Genomic DNA, 17,294 nt, shown 5'->3' with positions numbered 1-17,294 from the left:
TCCCTCATCGATAGGTGACATCAGCACGAGCAAAAGGTGAAAGAAGTGTTCTGCTCGTTAGAATGACTTTTAAGTTAAAGTAAAAGTTCAAAATTAGCGTACGACAAAACGAAGCTGGTTTGTTTATGAAATTTAATTTAATTCGCCAGATGGCATTGACTACTCAAAGAGTCGGACCTGTCCGATTTTTTATCATAGCCTGAGCATTTACAATCGAAAAAGTCATTATCGCGATTCTGTCAGCATTGTAATCGCGAAGTCATCATGACGTTATCGTGTGGCGGAAATAATGCGCCTAGCGAGAGCTAATTTCTCATTTAATCCTATGCCTCACACATCCTAAGCGTCCTCAGGCTAAGGGGATCAAGGTCTCTGGCGCTCTGTACGGCCTGATTCGCTCAGTGTCTGTCGATGGCTTGCCGTTTAGCTCCCGACTATTCATAACCAGCGCCATGGATGAGCAGCTCCCTAGAGTTTGATAATGACACCTTCTAAATCCATTGTTCACATCCTGTTAAGTAAATGGATCCATGCTATTCGCAAAGTTAGACAGGAAGGCATCAGCACCAATTTACTCATCGCGCTAGTAACTTTTTGGTTGTTGTTGTTCGCGAACGCTGAGCTTTGGCGTGTGCTCTGGCGCCTGGCATTCAACACTGATGAAGTTAACTGGTTGCTCGCCGCCAGCCTGCCAGTCGTAGTGTTCGTTTGGGTGTTCACCGTACTTAGCTTGCTGTCATGGTCAAGACTCGCAAAACCTCTGCTGTGCCTGGTGCTGATCAGCGCGTCGTTCGCCAGCTACTTCATGAGTGCTTACGGCATCGTCATTGATTACACGATGTTCACCAACGTCGTGGAGACCGACGTCGGTGAGGTGTCCGAGCTACTGAACTGGAAACTTGGCCTCTGGGTGGCAATGGTAGGGGTATTGCCCGTCTACCTGATCTGTCTGGTGCCCCTGCGACGCAAGCCCTGGACCAAAGCGTTGGGTAGCAGACTCATCGTCCTGTCGCTCGCACTGGTAACCCTTGCTGGTATCGTGCTGAGCCAGTACCAGTCTTATGCCTCCCTCCTACGCAACAATCGGGAGATCCGGCTCATTCTGGTTCCCACCAATTTGTTTGCTGCCGGTCATGGTTACCTGAAACGCAAGCTGGCCACACCGAAAGCGCTGACCTCCATTGGTACCGACGCCGTGGTGACCAGGCAGGGAGCGGCTCGCAAACCCAAGCTGCTGGTACTGGCAGTGGGGGAAACCGCACGTTCCGCCAACTTCTCCCTTAATGGCTACTCCCGCGATACGAATCCAGAGCTGGAAAAGCGCAATGTCATCAGCTTCTCGAATGTGAGCTCGTGCGGCACTGCCACTGCGGTTTCCCTGCCATGCATGTTCTTGGACGTCGGGAGGGATGAGTACAAGGACGGCTTGGCCAAGAGCCGAGAAGGGCTGCTCGATGTGCTTCAGCGGGCAGGCATCAGTGTCATGTGGACTGATAACAATTCGGGCTGCAAAGGGGTCTGTGATCGGGTGCCAAACCACAAGGCTACCCAACACGCAGATGCTCAACTGTGTACCAGCGACGAGTGCAAGGACGGGGTGCTGCTTTCGGAGATGGAGGACTTCATCAAGCGTCAGGAAGGCGATGCAGTCCTGGTGCTCCACTACAAAGGTAGTCACGGCCCGGCCTACTACAAGCGCTACCCCCCGCAGTTCAAGAAATTCGGGCCGGTCTGCGAGACCAATGAGCTCGACAAATGTAAGCAGCAGGAGGTGATCAATGCCTACGACAATTCGATCCTCTACACCGACTACGTGACGGCCGGGCTGATCGACATCCTGGCTGCGAATACCAAATTCGACACTGCGCTCATGTACGTCTCAGATCACGGAGAGTCACTGGGAGAGGGTGGTCTTTACCTGCATGGGCTGCCCTATGCGATGGCCCCAGATGAGCAAACCAAGGTGCCATTGGTGCTCTGGATGTCTGATTCTCTCGCGAAAAGCGAACGCCTCAATGTGGGCTGCTTGAAAGCACAGACGAGCTCGCCACTGAGCCACGACAACCTGTTCCACACCGTACTCGGGATGATGAGCGTCCAGACATCCTCGTATAGCTCAGCTCTGGATTTTACGGCCCCTTGCAAGACTTTGACCGGAAGCACCTACTCAGGCCTCTAATACGGACTGAACGCGTGAGGTCGACAGCGCTTCCACATCGAGCTGCTTTGACAGCAGCCAGAAGCTCGACTAACTACATAGCAGTACTCAACAACCCAAGCGGAAAAGGAAATTTGCATGAGCATCAAGCCAGGCCCTAAACGCACCAACGAAGATGGCACTCCGGACAAGAGGCAGCGGGTCACGCCTGAGAAGCAGAAGGATCACCCAGACCTGAAACCCCACAAGCATAAAAAGGGGGAGTAGGGCAGAAAAGCAGCTCTTCGGAGCTGCTTTTTTATCTGCATACCGATAACCCATCCGCGTAAACGATCAACCACAATCAATCTGCTGGTCAATGTTGATGACCGCGTTCTTCAACCATAACGTTGTGAGTAACAACTAATTGGAAATGCCATGTCGGATAAGCACAGCGGCGATCTCAGCCGGGATGCCGAAGATCTCTACGAGGCACTTGCCCAGCTGGTGCGCATTTACCAATTCAGGGATCGCGACCGCATTTGCTGCTACGACGTATCGGTCACTCAGTGCCACGCGGTTGAAGCTTTGGTGAAGCTGGGACCACTGCGTCTCCAGGTCCTGGCCGAGCAGATGTTCCTGGACAAGAGCACAGCCAGTCGTGTCGTCGATACCCTGGAGCGAAAGGGGTATGTCACCCGAGTAGAGGATCCAGAAGATCGTCGGGCGGTCCAGGTGCAAGCCACCGAAGCCGGCGGCGAGCTGTACGAGCGGATTCGTGCCAGCCTGATCGCCGAAGAGAAGGCAATGATCAGCTGTCTGCCGCCAGAAGTACGTCAAGGGGCCCTGACGCTGCTACGCCAATTGACTCGTGCTGCCAAACTACGTTGTGGCTTGGCCACCGAATGCTGCCCAGCCCAGCCGCAAAAAAAGTGAAACCTCTTTAACAAAGTTGTTCCATTTCACCAAAGGAAGCCGGATGCACATTCGCCTCGCTGAAACCGGTGATGTTCAGGCCATTGCCGAGATCTACAACCAGGGGATCGAAGACCGCAGCTCTACGTTCGAGACCCAGCCGCGTACTGAAACTGATATACAGCCGTGGGTTGCCGATATGTCACGCTATCCGGTGCTGGTCGTCGAGCTCGACGGGGCGGTAGTGGCGTGGGCAAACCTGAGCAGTTACCGCGCGCGTTCCTGCTACGCCGGCATCGCCGACTTCTCAATCTATCTTCATCGTGACGTCCGCAGACGTGGTATCGGCAAGCTGCTGCTCAAGGCATTGCTCAGCGAGGCAGAGGCACGTGGTTTCTGGAAGGTCCTTTCCCGCATTTTCACCTTCAACGAGGCGAGCCTCGCGCTCTGCCAGTCCTGCGGCTTCAGGACGATTGGCGTCTATGAGAAGCACGCTTGCCTTGAAGGCCGCTGGCTGGATTGCGCGATCGTTGAACGGGTGTTTCCGTCGAACCAACCCGTTCTAGATGACGGAGCAGTTGAGGCATGAGATAGCCCGCGTCAGTCCCTACCCCCCTGAGGGTTGCCGAGGCGAAGTTCCTTTGCTTGGGCAGCCCGACGAAGTACAGGCCGGGCACCTGATCTGCCACGCCGTCTTGCTGCAGGACACGACCTTGCCGGTCGGCGACTGGAAGCTGTGCCAGAAACGCCAGGTTCGGCCGGAAACCGGTGGCGAAGATCAGCGCATCGGTCTGATGGGTGGTTCCATCCGGCCAGACGACGCCGTCAGGCACCACCTGCTGGAACATCGCTTTGCGCTGGAGCCGCCCGGTATCCAAGGCCTTCCGGTACTTGCCGGTATCCAGCACAGGCGTGCTCTGGTCACTCAACCAGCGCGTGTGCTCCAACCGGGTGAATTTCAACCAAGTGTGAAAATCGAGTCCCAGAATCCGCTGAGGGAAGAAGCGGATCTTCTCGCGGGTAGCCAGCACTACCTGTGCAACGCCTGCAAGTTCATAGGCAATCTGAACAGCGGAGTTAGCTGCCCCCACAACGACAACACGCTGGCCGTCAAAGGCCTCAGGTGTTCGATAAGCCGAGCTATGCAGACAGTATCCTGAAAAGTTCTCCAGCCCAGGAATGTCAGGCATGAAAGGACGGCTGAAGCCCCCTGATGCCACTACCACAGCACGCGCAGTTAAAGTCGCTCCGTTGGCGGTGCGAATCTCAAATGCCTTGTCCTTAAGTACGACCGCCACCACACGGGTACCGCCCTGAAAAGGCAGCTGAAACTCGGCGGCGTATTTCTCCAGGTACTGCACCACTTCGTCTCGCAGCGGGTAGCCCTTGGGATTGCCAGGAAACGCCCGCCCCGGCAGCGCGGAGTACTCCGCTGGTGAAAACAACTGCAGGCTTTCGTAGTAGTTACGCCAATTCCCGCCTGGGGATGTCTGCTCATCCAGGATGAGGTAATCCAAGCCGTGCTGCTGTAAATGCCAGCCAGTCGCCAAACCTGCTTGCCCACCACCGATGACGACCACATCCAGAACGCGATTCGAATCATTCATATGTGCGCACTCATACATATATAAGAGCAAAAAAAGCCCGTGCTACGGACAGCAGATCGAAACCAGACCTTTGGTTCGCTGGAGCAGGCCTTCCAGTCGCTCGACGATCGCCCCACCATTCACTTCATAGAACACCTGCCGACCCACCTTGGTGGCCTTCACGATCTTGGCTTCATGCAATACCTGCAGGTGCCTGGAGATCACCGAGCGCTCCTGTGGCAGCTCTTTGGCGATTTCGCCGACATCCGCCCGGCCGAGCAAAAGTACGCGCTTGAAAACCGCGACTCTGGAAGGCTCGCAAAGCGCTTTGAAGAAGGTCTCGTCTAGCGACTCGATGGCGGCTTCGATGGCTTGAGCACGGAGATTTTGGTTGGTCGTCATGCAGCCAATATATGTGCATGAACGCGCACATGTAAAGCCACCCATCATCGAGGGGTTGCGATACATTCGAAAAAGCGTATATTCGAAAAACCATATACACTCAGGGTACCAAGTGATGACTGGCAAGACCCGCGTTCTGTTTGTTTGCACCGCAAACGCCGCTCGCTCCCAGCTCGCCGAAGCTTTGCTCCGGCATACAGACCCTGTTCACTTCGAAGCTTTCAGCGCCGGGACCCAGCCTGGCGAGGTCGACCCGCGTACCTATGCCGCCCTTGAGCACCTCGCTATCGATACCAGCGCTTTGCGCAGCAAGTCCATCGACGAGTTCGCAGGGGAACGGTTCGACTACGTGATTACTCTGTGCGACAAGGCAGCCCACGAGTGCCTTACGTTGCCTGCCTTCGGCGAGGCTCTGGCGTGGAACTTCGAAGACCCTGTGACCAGTGACAAACACGATGCTTTCCGACACGCGCTTCACGAGATCCATGAACGCATCAAGATGTTCGTCCTTGTGAAAACCAAACACTGAGTAACCCCATGACTGACTCGCTGACCCCCACCAAAGTCTTCAAATGCCTCGCCGACGAAAACCGCATTCGGATGATGCTGCTGATCGCTCGCGAGGAAGAACTCTGCGTCTGTGAACTGACCTGCGCGCTGCAAGAAAGCCAGCCCAAGGTTTCCCGCCACCTGGCGCAGCTGCGTACGTGTGACCTGCTGGAAGACCGCCGTCAGGGCCAGTGGGTTTATTACCGGCTGCATCCAGAGCTGCCCGCCTGGGTACGTGAGGTCCTGGCGACGACGCTGGAGGCCAACCACGAGTGGCTGAGTACTAGCACCAAAAGACTGGACACCATGGGTGACCGCCCACAACGCGTCGCCTCCTGCTGCTGATCATTGCCGAGAAAAACCGATGAAAGTTCTGTTCCTCTGCACCGCCAATAGCTGCCGCAGCATCCTCTCCGAGGCTGTTTTCAATCATCTGGCACCGGCCGGCATGAAGGCCTACAGCGCCGGCAGCCAGCCAAAGGGCGAGGTGCATCCGCTTTCCATCACCGCGCTGCAGCGTGCCGGTATCTCCACCGAGGGCCTCAGCAGCAAGTCCAGCGACGCGCATGCCGAGCTGGCACCAGACTTTGTCATCACCGTCTGCGACAAGGCCGCTGGCGAAGCCTGCCCCGTGTTCTTCGGACCAGCTGTGAAAGCCCACTGGGGGCTTTCTGACCCTTCGGACCTGCAGGGCAACACCGCCGAATTGGACGCAGCGTTCGACGTCACGCTTGAGCAGATCAAACGACGCCTCAAGGCATTCCTCGCGCTGCCTTTCGAAAAACTGGATGCCGCCCAACTCAAGGTTGAGCTGGCCCGCATCGGAACGCTCTGACGTTTAGGGAGATCCACCATGAGCAAAAGCCGACTTTCATTCCTCGACCGCTACCTGACGGTCTGGATCTTTCTGGCCATGGGCCTGGGCATTGGTCTGGGCAGTCTGTTCCAGGGTTTTCCAGAGTGGCTGAACAGCCTGTCGGTAGGCTCGACAAACATCCCCATCGCCATTGGCCTCATCGTCATGATGTACCCACCTCTGGCGAAGGTGAAATACGAGGAGTTGCCGCAGGTCTTCAAGGACAAACGCATCCTCACGTTGTCCCTGATCCAGAACTGGGTGATCGGCCCGGTCCTGATGTTCGGGCTGGCCGTTGTCTTCCTTTCCGACAAGCCTGAGTACATGACCGGCCTGATCCTCATCGGATTGGCGCGCTGCATTGCCATGGTCCTGGTGTGGAACCAGATCGCCGGTGGCAACAACCAGTACGTGGCGGGCCTGGTCGCCTTCAACAGCATTTTCCAGATCCTGTTCTTCAGCGTGTACGCCTGGATCTTCCTGGGCTTGCTGCCGCCACTGTTTGGCCTTGAGGGTAGCGTCATCGAGACCAGCTTCCTCGAAATCGCCCAATCGGTACTGATCTATCTGGGCATCCCGTTCCTGGCCGGTTTCCTGACCCGCAAAATTCTGATCAGCAGCAAGGGCGAGACCTGGTACCAGGAGTGCTTCATCCCGAAGATCAGTCCACTGACGCTCGTGGCGTTGCTGCTGACCATCGTCGCCATGTTCAGCCTGAAAGGCGACATGGTGCTGCAACTGCCGCTGGATGTGCTGCGCATCGCTATCCCGCTGACCATCTACTTCGTGGTGATGTTTTTCATCAGCTTCTGGATGGGCAAGCTGCTGGAAGCTGACTACCCGCGCACCACTGCACTGGCATTCACCGCAGCAAGCAACAATTTCGAACTGGCCATTGCCGTGGCCATCGCCACCTTCGGTCTTGCCTCGCCGGTCGCGTTTGCCACCGTCATCGGGCCATTGGTGGAAGTGCCGGTACTGATCTCACTGGTGGGCGTGGCCTTGTGGCTCAAGCGCCGCTGGTTCGATCAGCCATCTGGCGCCTTGTCTCAGGAGTAAATCATGACCGAACACCACATCCCCAATATCAACAACGATCTGGTCGACCTGCCGACAGAAGACAAACTGGCAGTCGAGCAAAAGTCCACCCACAAGCCTCGCATTCTGCTGCTGTACGGATCGACCCGCGAACGCTCGTTCAGCCGCCTGCTGACGGAAGAAGCCGCACGGCTGCTGGAGCACTTCGGTGCCGAGACGCGGATCTTCAACCCGACCGGGCTGCCACTGGCGGATGACGTGCCCGATGACCACCCCATGGTCAAGGAGCTGCGCGATCTGGTGCTGTGGTCCGAAGGCATGGTCTGGTGCTCGCCGGAACGCCACGGTGCAATGACCGGCGTGTTCAAGTCGCAGATCGACTGGATTCCACTGAGCATGGGCGCAGTGCGCCCCACTCAAGGCAAAACCCTCGCGGTGATGCAGGTCTGCGGCGGCTCGCAGTCGTTCAACGTGGTCAACCAGCTGCGCGTCCTCGGCCGCTGGATGCGCATGTTCACTATCCCTAACCAGTCGTCCGTGCCGAAGGCCTATCTGGAATTCGACGAGGCGGGCCGCATGAAGCCCTCTTCGTACTACGACCGTGTCGTCGACGTGATGGAGGAACTGGTGAAGTTCACCCTGCTGCTTCGTGATCGTTCCGACTACCTGGTCGATCGCTACTCCGAACGTAAAGAGTCGGCTGAAGACCTATCCAAGCGTGTCAATCAACGATCCATTTGAGGCTTTGTGAGCATGCAATTGCACCCGTATTCCGTGCTGGCTAATTCTGAACTGGTCGGCCAGCTGATCTTCACTCCGTGCCCAGGTACCAAAGAGACATCGGTATCTCAGGCGTTGGAAACGCTGCGCGAAGCCGGCGCGAGCGCGCTGGTAACTCTGATGCCGAGTGAAGAACTGCTGCAGAACGAAATCGATCTGCTTCCCGTGGAGTGTCAACTGCTGGGCCTCGAATGGTTCCACCTGCCGGTCGAGGACGACGAAGCACCCGGTGAGCCGTTTGCTGCCGCCTGGGACACTCACCGGGAACGCCTGAAAGAGCTGGTGATGACCGGTAAGACGATCGCCATTCACTGCAAGGGAGGCTCTGGACGCACCGGCCTGTTTGCGGCCCGTCTGATGATCGAGTGCGGCATTCCTGTGCAAGAAGCTGTTGCCCAGGTCCAGGCCCTGCGCCCGCGTGCGATCCAGAACCCTGCGCACGTTGGATACATCAACCAGTTCAGCGACACCCTCTAACCTTTCGCTAATCGCGATTCGAGAACAAGAACATGGCTATCAAAGTAGGCATCAATGGGTTTGGCCGTATTGGTCGCTTGGCGCTTCGCGCGTCCTGGGACTGGCCGGAATTCGAGTTCCTGCAGATCAATGACCCTGCCGGCGACGCAGCGACCCACGCCCACCTGATCAACTTCGATTCGGTGCACGGGCGCTGGCATCGTGAGGCGAGTGCTGAAGGCGACTCGGTGATGATCGAGGGCAAGCGCATCAAGGTCACCGCGAACAAGACGATTGCCGACACCGACTGGTCGGGCTGCGATCTGGTTATCGAGGCCAGCGGCAAGATGAAGTCGGTGGCCGTGCTTCAGGCCTATCTGGATCAAGGCGTCAAACGCGTGGTGGTCTGCGCTCCGGTGAAGGAAAAGGGTGCACTGAACGTGGTGATGGGCGTCAACCAGCACCTGTTCGACCCGGCGCAGCACCGTATCGTGACCGCCGCCTCCTGCACCACCAACTGCCTGGCACCGGTGGTCAAGGTGATTCACGAGAACCTGGGCATTCGTCACGGTTCGATCACCACCATCCACGACCTCACCAACACCCAGAGCATCCTCGATACGCCGCACAAGGACCTGCGCCGCGCCCGTGCCTCGGGCATGAGCCTGATCCCGACCACCACGGGTTCGGCTACTGCGATCGCTGAGATCTTCCCCGAGCTACGCGGCAAGCTGAATGGTCACGCCGTGCGTGTACCGCTGGCCAACGCCTCGCTGACCGACTGTGTGTTTGAAGTCGAGCGCGAGACGACAGCTGAGGAGGTTAACGCGCTGCTGAAGGCGGCGGCCGATGGACCACTGAAAGACATCCTTGGCTACGAAGAGCGCCCCCTGGTGTCTATCGACTACCGCACTGATCCACGCTCCTCGATCATCGACGCGCTGTCGACCTTGGTGGTCAATGGTACACAGGTGAAGATATATGCCTGGTACGACAACGAGTGGGGCTATGCCAACCGTGCGGCAGAACTGGCACGACTGGTCGGCGCGGCGGAGTAAACGGCGATCATGAAGGCGTTGTCAGCCCTATCTGGGGAAGTGCGTCAGTACCTGCTGATTACCGGCAACTACTGGGCCTTCACCCTCACCGACGGTGCATTGCGCATGTTGGTGGTACTGCACTTCCATTCGTTGGGCTACACGCCGCTGCAGATCGCCGCGCTGTTCCTGTTCTACGAAGTGTTTGGCGTCATCACCAACCTAGTGGGCGGCTACCTCGGCGCCCGCCTGGGGCTCAACCGCACCATGAACATCGGCCTGGGCATGCAGGTGCTGGCCTTGCTGATGCTCACGGTTCCGGCAGCCTGGCTGACAGTGCCGTGGGTGATGGCCGCCCAGGCGCTGTCCGGCATCGCCAAGGACCTGAACAAGATGAGCGCCAAGAGCTCCATCAAGCTTCTGGTACCGGATAGCCAGCAAGGCACTCTCTACAAATGGGTGGCCATCCTCACGGGCTCGAAGAACGCGCTCAAAGGCGTGGGCTTTTTCCTCGGCGGAGCATTGCTCGCGTTGCTTGGCTTCACGCTGGCGGTGCTGGTTATGGCAGCAGTACTGGCCCTGATCTGGATCGGCAGTCTAGTGCTGCTGAACAGGGACTTGGGCAAAGCCAAGGCCAAGCCGAAGTTCCGCGACATGCTGTCCAAGAGCCGGGCCATCAACATCCTTTCGGCTGCACGACTGTTTCTCTTCGGTGCCAGGGACGTCTGGTTCGTCGTGGCGCTGCCGGTGTACTTGAGCACCGCGTTTGGCTGGGACTTTTGGCTGGTCGGTGGCTTCTTGGCCGCGTGGATCATTGGCTATGGCATCGTCCAGTCGTTTGCTCCTCACATCACCGGCAAGAAGCGCGGTCATGTACCCGACGGTCGAGCGGCCTTTATCTGGGCGATCGCCCTGGCTGGATTGCCCGCGCTCATTGGTCTGGGCCTATCGGCAGGCTGGTCGGCCCAGGTAGTGCTGCTCGGCGGGCTGATGCTGTTCGGTGTGCTGTTCGCGGTGAACTCATCGCTGCACAGCTACCTGATCGTCAGCTATGCCAAGCAAGACGGCGTTTCCCTGGACGTAGGTTTCTACTACATGTCCAACGCATTGGGCCGGCTGATCGGCACGTTGCTTTCAGGTTGGGTGTTCCAAGCCTCTGGCCTGGAGGCATGCTTGTGGATTTCCAGCACGTTCGTATTCGCTGCTGCACTCATCTCGATAGCACTGCCAAAGCAAAGCAATACGACCAGTACCTTGGCCTGAGGTCGCTCACTACAGCCAGCAGACAGGGGAGTCCTGGCCACAGCGCCGGCTTAGGCGCTGGAGCCAGGAGGTCCATCGACGATGCGATAAAGTCCAGAACTTCCCGGCACGTGCGTGGCAAGCAACCGCCAATAAACGCTCGCCACGCCAACCCCTACCTTTCCAAGCGTACCCGCAACCGTCTGGCACGCTCTTGGAAAGCGGTATCACCACCTTCCAAGATCTCACACACTGCTGTCCGGACTTCACAGTTCTCAAGGCCGCCCGAAACATACGTGATAGGCGGTAAGCCGCCTGGAGTATTGGGCCCCGAGGATGCCACGATGATCTGATCAGCATCAGTGTTGATCACTAGGTTGGCATTGTGCGTCACCATGATCACCTGACGTTTCGCTTTTGCCGCGATAAATAGGTCGACCAGCTCATCGAAGACCGATTTGGGATCGAGGTTCTCCTCCGGCTGGTCAATGATCAGGGGGCGATCATCCGCATCATCGAGCGCGAGATAGAGCAGTAGCAGTACGATCCCGCGCGTGCCAGGTGAAAGCTTTCTAATATCGATACCGTCGTACAGGATCTCGTAACTGACAGTCATGTGGTCGGTGCTATAGAGCCAGGTAGCGAACTGCTTGGACCAAGCGCGGAACTCCGCCTGCTGGGCTTGTGCAACCGGAGCATGATCAATGAAGTGCTTGCGATATTTGTCCATGAAGGCTGCCATCGCCGCTTGGATGTCCTGAGCCGAACCAGTCTCCCAAGCTGCTTTGAGATCCTTCGTAGCCGCGGTGATCAGCGACCCGCGCCCGTTGAACGGTCCTGCCTTGCGCCGATCAAGCAGCTTCTCTTCACCAATTTCACCCCAAGCGGCGACGTCGGCAGTCCGTCGAACCAAGATGCCTAGTTTTTTCAAGGTCCCTGAGGATTCGCCAAGACGAGCCATTAAAGGTGCATAGAGATCGGCCAAGGCATCTTGCTCATTGATGATCGCCTCAAACACCCGGCCGTACGTCTCACTGCGTTCAGCCTGCAGTGCTTTGCGGCGGGCTTCCGCCCCTTGAGCATCTGTGAGCTTGGTTTCGAGAGCCTTGAGCGTCGCGTTTTCCTGAGTAATACGGTCGGTCAACGCCTTGAATTGCTCTTGAATAAGCTTATCTGCGCTGAACAACGCTTCAAGGCGGGTCATTTCAGCAGCGATAGGCGCCAGAGGAAGCGTTGCAAGATCCACAGTGTCGGCAATCAACGGGACCAGAGGGTCACCGGGTACCGGTGGTACTCCACGTAGCTTGATGATCTCCTGATCAGACCACTGAATGTATCCGGCAAGACTCTTGTCGACATCCCCCTTGTAGACCAGAAGAAACTGTTCCCATTGCTCCTGTCCTAAACCACTATTGGCATGTCTGGCTTGAACCTGCCGGAGCATTTCGGGCGCTCCAGTGGCCCGCATACTCTTGACCTCGTCTTGCAGGGCCACGAAGGTCCGCCGCTGACTGCTGTAGGCCTGAATCCGACTGCGCATCTTCTCTGCGGCCGCGCTAAGCTGCGCATGCCGTGTCGCATGAGCCTCTGTGCCCTGAACGACGAGCTTTGCCAAGTCGACAGAATATCCAGCGATCTGCTGTTTTTTCTGCGCAACCTGGAAGCCTAGCGAGGCAACCGAGCTCTCTTTCTCAAACTCAGTGGCGATTCGCTCCGAGATGTCATCTATCGCGGCAGCCTCTCGATCCCTCGACTGCTGGAAACGGCTTGTCAGCTGTTCTCGCAGCTGTTCAAAGTCAATCGCCCCGTCTCGACTGTCGGGGCTATGGGAGTCAAAAATTACCCGCTGGATCTCATCAACGAGGCCGTCTGACATGCCCTTCGCGGAGCACAACTCCTCGACGAACTGCTGCGAGAGGTAACGAGCTCGCGGGAAGGCCATATGCCCGTTGGCATCTCTTCCATCTAAAGCGCGCTCAACCGACGCGCCACCTCCCCAGGTCAGGGTCGTAGAAGCGTTGCCGATCAACCTACGAGCACGGGCCAGAAATGACGCACTACTATTTTCGTCCGCGTCCCAGCTCTCTTGGGTGATCGCATCGCAGCCCGCAGCGATAATGTCCGCCAGCGCCGTTTTTCCCGAACCTCTCGCCCCAATGATGGCAACAAGGCCTGGATTGAGCGGTATATCTGGAGTCGCCGCCCAGTCCGCGCGGTTTATCCTCACGTGAGAAATGACCTGGGACGGCAGCGCCGATCGAGGCGGCAACTCGCCTACATAGGCTCGTCCCTCTGGATCGATGCATGCTTGGCGAAGAGAATCAAAATCCAGCGCACCTTTGATCCAAGAAAACCGGTTATCCACCGGCTGACCAATTGATTTCTGGTCATGTGAATCACTGCCATGAAGGCATGGCTTGCAGCCACCATAACGAAGGCGCAGGTCCTCAGCCGTCATGGCAGGTCGCTGGCCGAGCCAGAATTCACGCTGGGCCGGATGGCTGGAAAAGATGATGTGAGCAAACTTCTCGATTTCTTGCCGCAGGGTCGCATCGGCCGCCTGTCTAACCCCGGACGTACCGTCACTCGCGTTACCCGCGACAGCGACCAACGTATTTTTTTTGGCCCAGTCGCTTTCCCCAAGCACCTTTCGTAGCTGGTCAAAATTGACCTTGAACTGCGTCGCCCCATGCCGCAACGCCGCGAGCTCATCCACAATCAAGGGATCTGCACACTTACCGAGCTTGATCAGCTCTTCTCGCGTGCAATCGAAGCGGTCACCGAAGGCATGGAACTGGAGCCGCTTGAGGATGCGCTTGATCTCATCTATGTGATCGGGATCTTCAGGACTGACGAGAAGGTGAAGGTTCACATAACCCGTTTTGGCGAACACATCCAGACGAAGCTCGATGTTGGGGAAGATGAGCTGAACCCCCGGCAAACGGCCGGCTTCTTTGTGCTTGAGAATTTGCTCGTAGGTGTCCGTGACATAGTAGTCAGTCACAGCGATCGCTTCGACTGCAGGCTGTAGCCCTTCAAGGGAGCTGAGGTAGGCCTCCCACGGATCGTTTGAGCCAAACCGGTTATTAAGAACCGTACCAGGAGCGTGGATATGCGGCTCCCACCGATGCCATTCAGATCCCCTGCTAATCATCTGAAGCCCCCATTGCCGTAGTCTCCATACCTGGACCGCGAAGGTTTTATCGGAGCTTAAACGAGAGCGATGGGTGTTTCCTATGGCTATTTGATGGCGCTGCGCCATGTCCTTCCCACGTGGTGCTCGAGCTGGTCGCTTTCCAGATGAGACGGACTAGTGAGCAAATGATCGGGAGCTTATGCTTTGAACAACGGTTCGCGGAATGTGAATAGCGCCTGGCATATCAGACCCATGCGCCATGGTCCGGAGCGGCATCGACGACAAAGGAGGCGGTTTTTAGTGGCGATCTCAAGTGAGCTCACTCATGATCAACAGGCAGTAGCCCTAAAAACCGCGCTGCGGGTGCTCGAGGAGTGGAATGCCACTCATGATCAGGTGTGCAGCATCCTCCGCATCTCGCCGTCTTCGCGAAAGCGTATCGCCCACCACCCTGACGCCGTGCTGCGCCTCGACACTGACCAATTGCAGCGTGTCAGCTTGGTGCTGAACATCCACGCCGCCTTACGAAATACCTTTGACAACCAAGCGAACGTGAAGGGTTTTCCTTCCATGAAGAACGACAATGCCTTCTTCCAAGGTCGTTCCCCCTTAGAGGTGATGTCAAAAGGAAGCCTCATCACACTGTACGAAACCTACAAGCGGCTCGATCACCTCCAGTGGAGTGGCTAATACCCAGCGCACGCTTTCGCGGGTAGCAGACCGCAGATCCATCGAAGGGGATGCTGAGGTCCCATTGAGGTGATCCCAAGTCACCGCGGAAGTCACTGATGTACTATCTCCCATCTACTTTTCTCAAGAGAGTGTTGCTTGCTACCAAAAAATGCACCGGTCACAGAGCCATTCGATGAGGAATACTTTGCGTCGACCATCTTAAGAAACAATGAACTCTGCGGGATAGTCGAAAACGAGTCCCGGTATCTTGAGATCACCGAGTTCGAGTTGAATGTATTGAAGTTAGGAGACACTAGGGCATTTCGCGGAATCTTTGGCCCTGATGCCTTGAGCAGGCATACTCTCTATCCGATAGCTATATTGTTCGATAGGGTCCGATACCGATCCGCGTCTGTACTGCCCAGGGGACCATTTAGGGTATGCGCTCAATGTGTCATTGAAGATGTGCAGCGCCTAGGTACCGCCTATATACACCGCACCCATGTAACTCCAGGACCGCTGGGCGTTGAAGTATGCCATCGACACGCATCGCCCTTGCTGGAGAACTGCCCTACCTGCAAAGTAACATTGCAGCGGCACAAGATTACGAAGCTAAGTTCATGCCTAACCCATGAGCGCTATGGCAAGGCGCATGCGGTGCAAAGCTCATCCGAACATAATTATTCTAAATTCGTTTATGACGTACTGAATTTACCATCCCCCGAAGAGTTTCGAGTTTTTTCCATCCCCGCCATAAATCGTTCTCTGGAGGTTCACGGTTATGAAACTCCATCAATTAGTAGCTATTTCCAGTTTTGTATAAATGAAGACCCTACCACGGCGATTGATGAACGGATTTACTTGCAAGCTGAAGCCGCCATAAAAAGTTCGCCTCGTACACCTATGCAGTTATTCACTCGGGTCGCATATCTCCTGTACGGCAACCTAGACAATTTCATGACCGCTATGAATGCCTGTCGCGCCGACAATGATTGACGCAACTTCACTCTCCGCCAGATGCAATACTCTTATGTTAGCCTGCCTGAATAGGCTGGACCGAGTAATATTCACATTTTTCATAGCTAGGAAACGAGCGGCCCAGTGTAGCTTTCTGAGCTGATGATCATGCCGGCTTTCCAAACACGCCTTGATGAACGCCGTAGACCTGGGCAGCTTCCGCTGCTGTCGAAACGCATCAGGAGGTACAGATAAGACGCGACACAGAGCCGCTAGTGAAATAAGAACTGGCCTACCTGGCAACGCGTATAAGTCATCCAAAGCGCGTGACAACCTTGCGACTAGCTCACGGTCTCTCCCGTCCCAGTCAATGTTATCGTTAACTGCCAAACGCTTCGCATGACAAGAAATATAGTTTCGGAGCCATGCCCGGTCGTGACGATATAGCCAAGTATAATTTTGCGCCTTCTTAGCTGGACCTATAGCGTAGCTTGTAGTAAAGGATTGTCGTCTAGCGACCAGCTCAAAATGGGGCGCAGGCGACGCTTGAGACACGGCTTTGAGTAACGGAGCAGGGCAAAATTTCACACTTTCAGCATCGTCTTGGATTAGGCATTGAAGGTCTACACCAAATGAATTGAGGAAAACATAGAAAAAAATGGGGTGATGGCTTGAGGCGCGTGCCCGTAGCAAATTGAATGGCCAAACTACTTTTTCACCGTGGAGCTCGAACAACCTGCAAAATTCGTCTCGTGGCGGATATAGCTCAGTAGCTTCTAGAAAATGCTCTGCAAGCATGCCAGCACGCACCCTCCCACGCGAAATATACCCAGCTCTGTCTAAGACGAATAAAAGATAGCGGGCCTGAAGCAGGCTGGAGATCGCTCGAGGGTGGGACCTCCCCCAATCCACGATGTCTGCAAGCTTCGCAAGCCGGCAGAAATACGCAGTAGGCGCAGACTCGATCTCCTCACGTCCCCGAAGCCGAATCACATCTGAGGGAAGAAAAAACTGGTTGAAATAGCCGAACCGTGGGTCGGATAGAACGCGCTGCAGGGAGCAATGATGGACCGGGCAGACATGTACGCCAGTGGCTTGGTGACCGACATGCCAGTAAGACACCCCATGTACCGAAACGTCCACGGCGACACATCGGGGGCAGTATTGCCGGACGCGGAACCGCTCAAATCCAGCTGCTGTGATACCCAACGTCATCTTGAGCCCATCAGACTGGGCCGACTGCATCAGCTGCCTGGCCCGCCTGGCTATCCCAGGGGAAAGAAAAGGGTCGAAGTATGGAAGTAGCGTATGGCTGTCCGCCAGGCCGCCAAAGCCTGACGAAGCTTCAAGGCGGCTCAGATAACACGGCAGGTCAGATGCGTAGCTGCGAGTGACGCTCCCAAACAGATCAGTCAGCGTCCGCCGGACCCCGACACCTCCAGAGATCTGATGGTAACGGGTTACCAGGCTGGTGATAGTTTCATCTGGAAGGGGCGTAGGGAAGTTCAGCACAGAAGCCATATCATCCCGC

The 17,294-nt window shown here is 56.4% G+C and carries 16 protein-coding genes and 1 pseudogene; 13 read left to right on the top strand and 4 right to left on the bottom strand.

Translation table 11 applies throughout. The features are described 5' to 3' along the window. Positions 1 to 481 precede the first annotated feature (481 nt). The 3 genes from FW789_RS17270 (at position 482) to FW789_RS17260 (ending at position 3,641) form a co-directional block, all read left to right on the top strand. A complete protein-coding gene (locus FW789_RS17270) occupies positions 482 to 2,179 on the top strand; it encodes a phosphoethanolamine transferase (protein ID WP_100852544.1) in 1,698 nt (565 codons plus the stop codon). Positions 2,180 to 2,575: 396 nt separating this feature from the next. Then, entirely contained in the window at positions 2,576 to 3,073 is a 498-nt protein-coding gene (locus FW789_RS17265) for a MarR family winged helix-turn-helix transcriptional regulator (protein ID WP_100852545.1), read from the top strand. A 43-nt stretch (positions 3,074 to 3,116) separates the two neighbouring features. After that, a complete protein-coding gene (locus FW789_RS17260; RefSeq protein ID WP_125921898.1) occupies positions 3,117 to 3,641 on the top strand; it encodes an arsinothricin resistance N-acetyltransferase ArsN1 family A in 525 nt (174 codons plus the stop codon). Here the strand turns inward: FW789_RS17260 and FW789_RS17255 are convergent. Both FW789_RS17255 and FW789_RS17250 read right to left on the bottom strand, forming a co-directional pair. Next, a pseudogene (locus FW789_RS17255) lies at positions 3,616 to 4,659 on the bottom strand (FAD-dependent oxidoreductase); the annotation flags it as partial. The gene FW789_RS17260 and the pseudogene FW789_RS17255 sit on opposite strands and share 26 nt — an antisense overlap. A 42-nt stretch (positions 4,660 to 4,701) precedes the next feature. After that, a complete protein-coding gene (locus FW789_RS17250; protein WP_100852547.1) occupies positions 4,702 to 5,040 on the bottom strand; it encodes an ArsR/SmtB family transcription factor in 339 nt (112 codons plus the stop codon). A 115-nt stretch (positions 5,041 to 5,155) separates the two neighbouring features. Here FW789_RS17250 and FW789_RS17245 point away from each other — a divergent pair, with 115 nt between their 5' ends. Genes FW789_RS17245 through arsJ form a run of 8 tightly spaced genes read left to right on the top strand, consistent with a single transcriptional unit; the run spans position 5,156 to position 11,019 of the window. Beyond that, positions 5,156 to 5,569, top strand: coding sequence for an arsenate reductase ArsC (locus FW789_RS17245; protein WP_100852548.1), 414 nt, complete (start codon positions 5,156 to 5,158; stop codon positions 5,567 to 5,569). Between the two features lie 8 nt (positions 5,570 to 5,577). Next, on the top strand, positions 5,578 to 5,934 hold the full coding sequence (locus FW789_RS17240; RefSeq protein ID WP_100852549.1) for a metalloregulator ArsR/SmtB family transcription factor: 357 nt from the start codon (positions 5,578 to 5,580) through the stop codon (positions 5,932 to 5,934). A gap of 19 nt (positions 5,935 to 5,953) precedes the next feature. Continuing rightward, positions 5,954 to 6,424 carry an arsenate reductase ArsC gene (locus tag FW789_RS17235; RefSeq protein WP_100852550.1) on the top strand — a complete coding sequence of 157 codons (471 nt, stop codon included), beginning with the start codon at positions 5,954 to 5,956 and terminating at the stop codon, positions 6,422 to 6,424. Between the two features lie 18 nt (positions 6,425 to 6,442). Continuing rightward, positions 6,443 to 7,504 carry an ACR3 family arsenite efflux transporter gene (gene arsB / locus FW789_RS17230; protein WP_100852551.1) on the top strand — a complete coding sequence of 354 codons (1,062 nt, stop codon included), beginning with the start codon at positions 6,443 to 6,445 and terminating at the stop codon, positions 7,502 to 7,504. Between the two features lie 3 nt (positions 7,505 to 7,507). Then, positions 7,508 to 8,224 (top strand): arsenical resistance protein ArsH, encoded by a 717-nt coding sequence (gene arsH / locus FW789_RS17225; protein WP_100852552.1) that lies wholly within the window; start codon positions 7,508 to 7,510, stop codon positions 8,222 to 8,224. Between the two features lie 12 nt (positions 8,225 to 8,236). Continuing rightward, positions 8,237 to 8,740 carry a phosphatase domain-containing putative toxin gene (locus tag FW789_RS17220; protein ID WP_104963044.1) on the top strand — a complete coding sequence of 168 codons (504 nt, stop codon included), beginning with the start codon at positions 8,237 to 8,239 and terminating at the stop codon, positions 8,738 to 8,740. Between the two features lie 32 nt (positions 8,741 to 8,772). Beyond that, the gene (locus tag FW789_RS17215) at positions 8,773 to 9,777 is read left to right on the top strand and encodes an ArsJ-associated glyceraldehyde-3-phosphate dehydrogenase (protein ID WP_100852554.1); all 1,005 of its coding nucleotides are present in this window, start codon (positions 8,773 to 8,775) and stop codon (positions 9,775 to 9,777) included. Between the two features lie 9 nt (positions 9,778 to 9,786). After that, on the top strand, positions 9,787 to 11,019 hold the full coding sequence (arsJ, locus tag FW789_RS17210) for an organoarsenical effux MFS transporter ArsJ (RefSeq protein WP_100852555.1): 1,233 nt from the start codon (positions 9,787 to 9,789) through the stop codon (positions 11,017 to 11,019). Positions 11,020 to 11,173: 154 nt separating this feature from the next. On the opposite strand, the gene FW789_RS17205 is transcribed toward arsJ, so the two are convergent. Then, positions 11,174 to 14,152, bottom strand: a complete 2,979-nt coding sequence (locus FW789_RS17205; protein WP_100852556.1) for a TrlF family AAA-like ATPase — start codon at positions 14,150 to 14,152, stop codon at positions 11,174 to 11,176. 282 nt (positions 14,153 to 14,434) lie between these two features. Between FW789_RS17205 and FW789_RS17200 the strand changes: the two genes are divergently transcribed. Together FW789_RS17200 and FW789_RS17195 are read left to right on the top strand one after the other, a co-directional pair. After that, a complete protein-coding gene (locus tag FW789_RS17200; RefSeq protein ID WP_100852557.1) occupies positions 14,435 to 14,824 on the top strand; it encodes an antitoxin Xre-like helix-turn-helix domain-containing protein in 390 nt (129 codons plus the stop codon). Between the two features lie 639 nt (positions 14,825 to 15,463). After that, positions 15,464 to 15,802, top strand: coding sequence for a hypothetical protein (locus tag FW789_RS17195; protein WP_162497242.1), 339 nt, complete (start codon positions 15,464 to 15,466; stop codon positions 15,800 to 15,802). On the opposite strand, the gene FW789_RS17190 is transcribed toward FW789_RS17195, so the two are convergent. Further along, positions 15,752 to 17,284 carry a TnsD family Tn7-like transposition protein gene (locus FW789_RS17190; protein WP_446431793.1) on the bottom strand — a complete coding sequence of 511 codons (1,533 nt, stop codon included), beginning with the start codon at positions 17,282 to 17,284 and terminating at the stop codon, positions 15,752 to 15,754. The two genes, FW789_RS17195 and FW789_RS17190, sit on opposite strands and share 51 nt — an antisense overlap. Positions 17,285 to 17,294: the final 10 nt, after the last annotated feature.

Source organism: Pseudomonas sp. 1121_17 (assembly GCF_052850745.1).
This window is presented reverse-complemented; position numbering and strand designations above follow the sequence as displayed.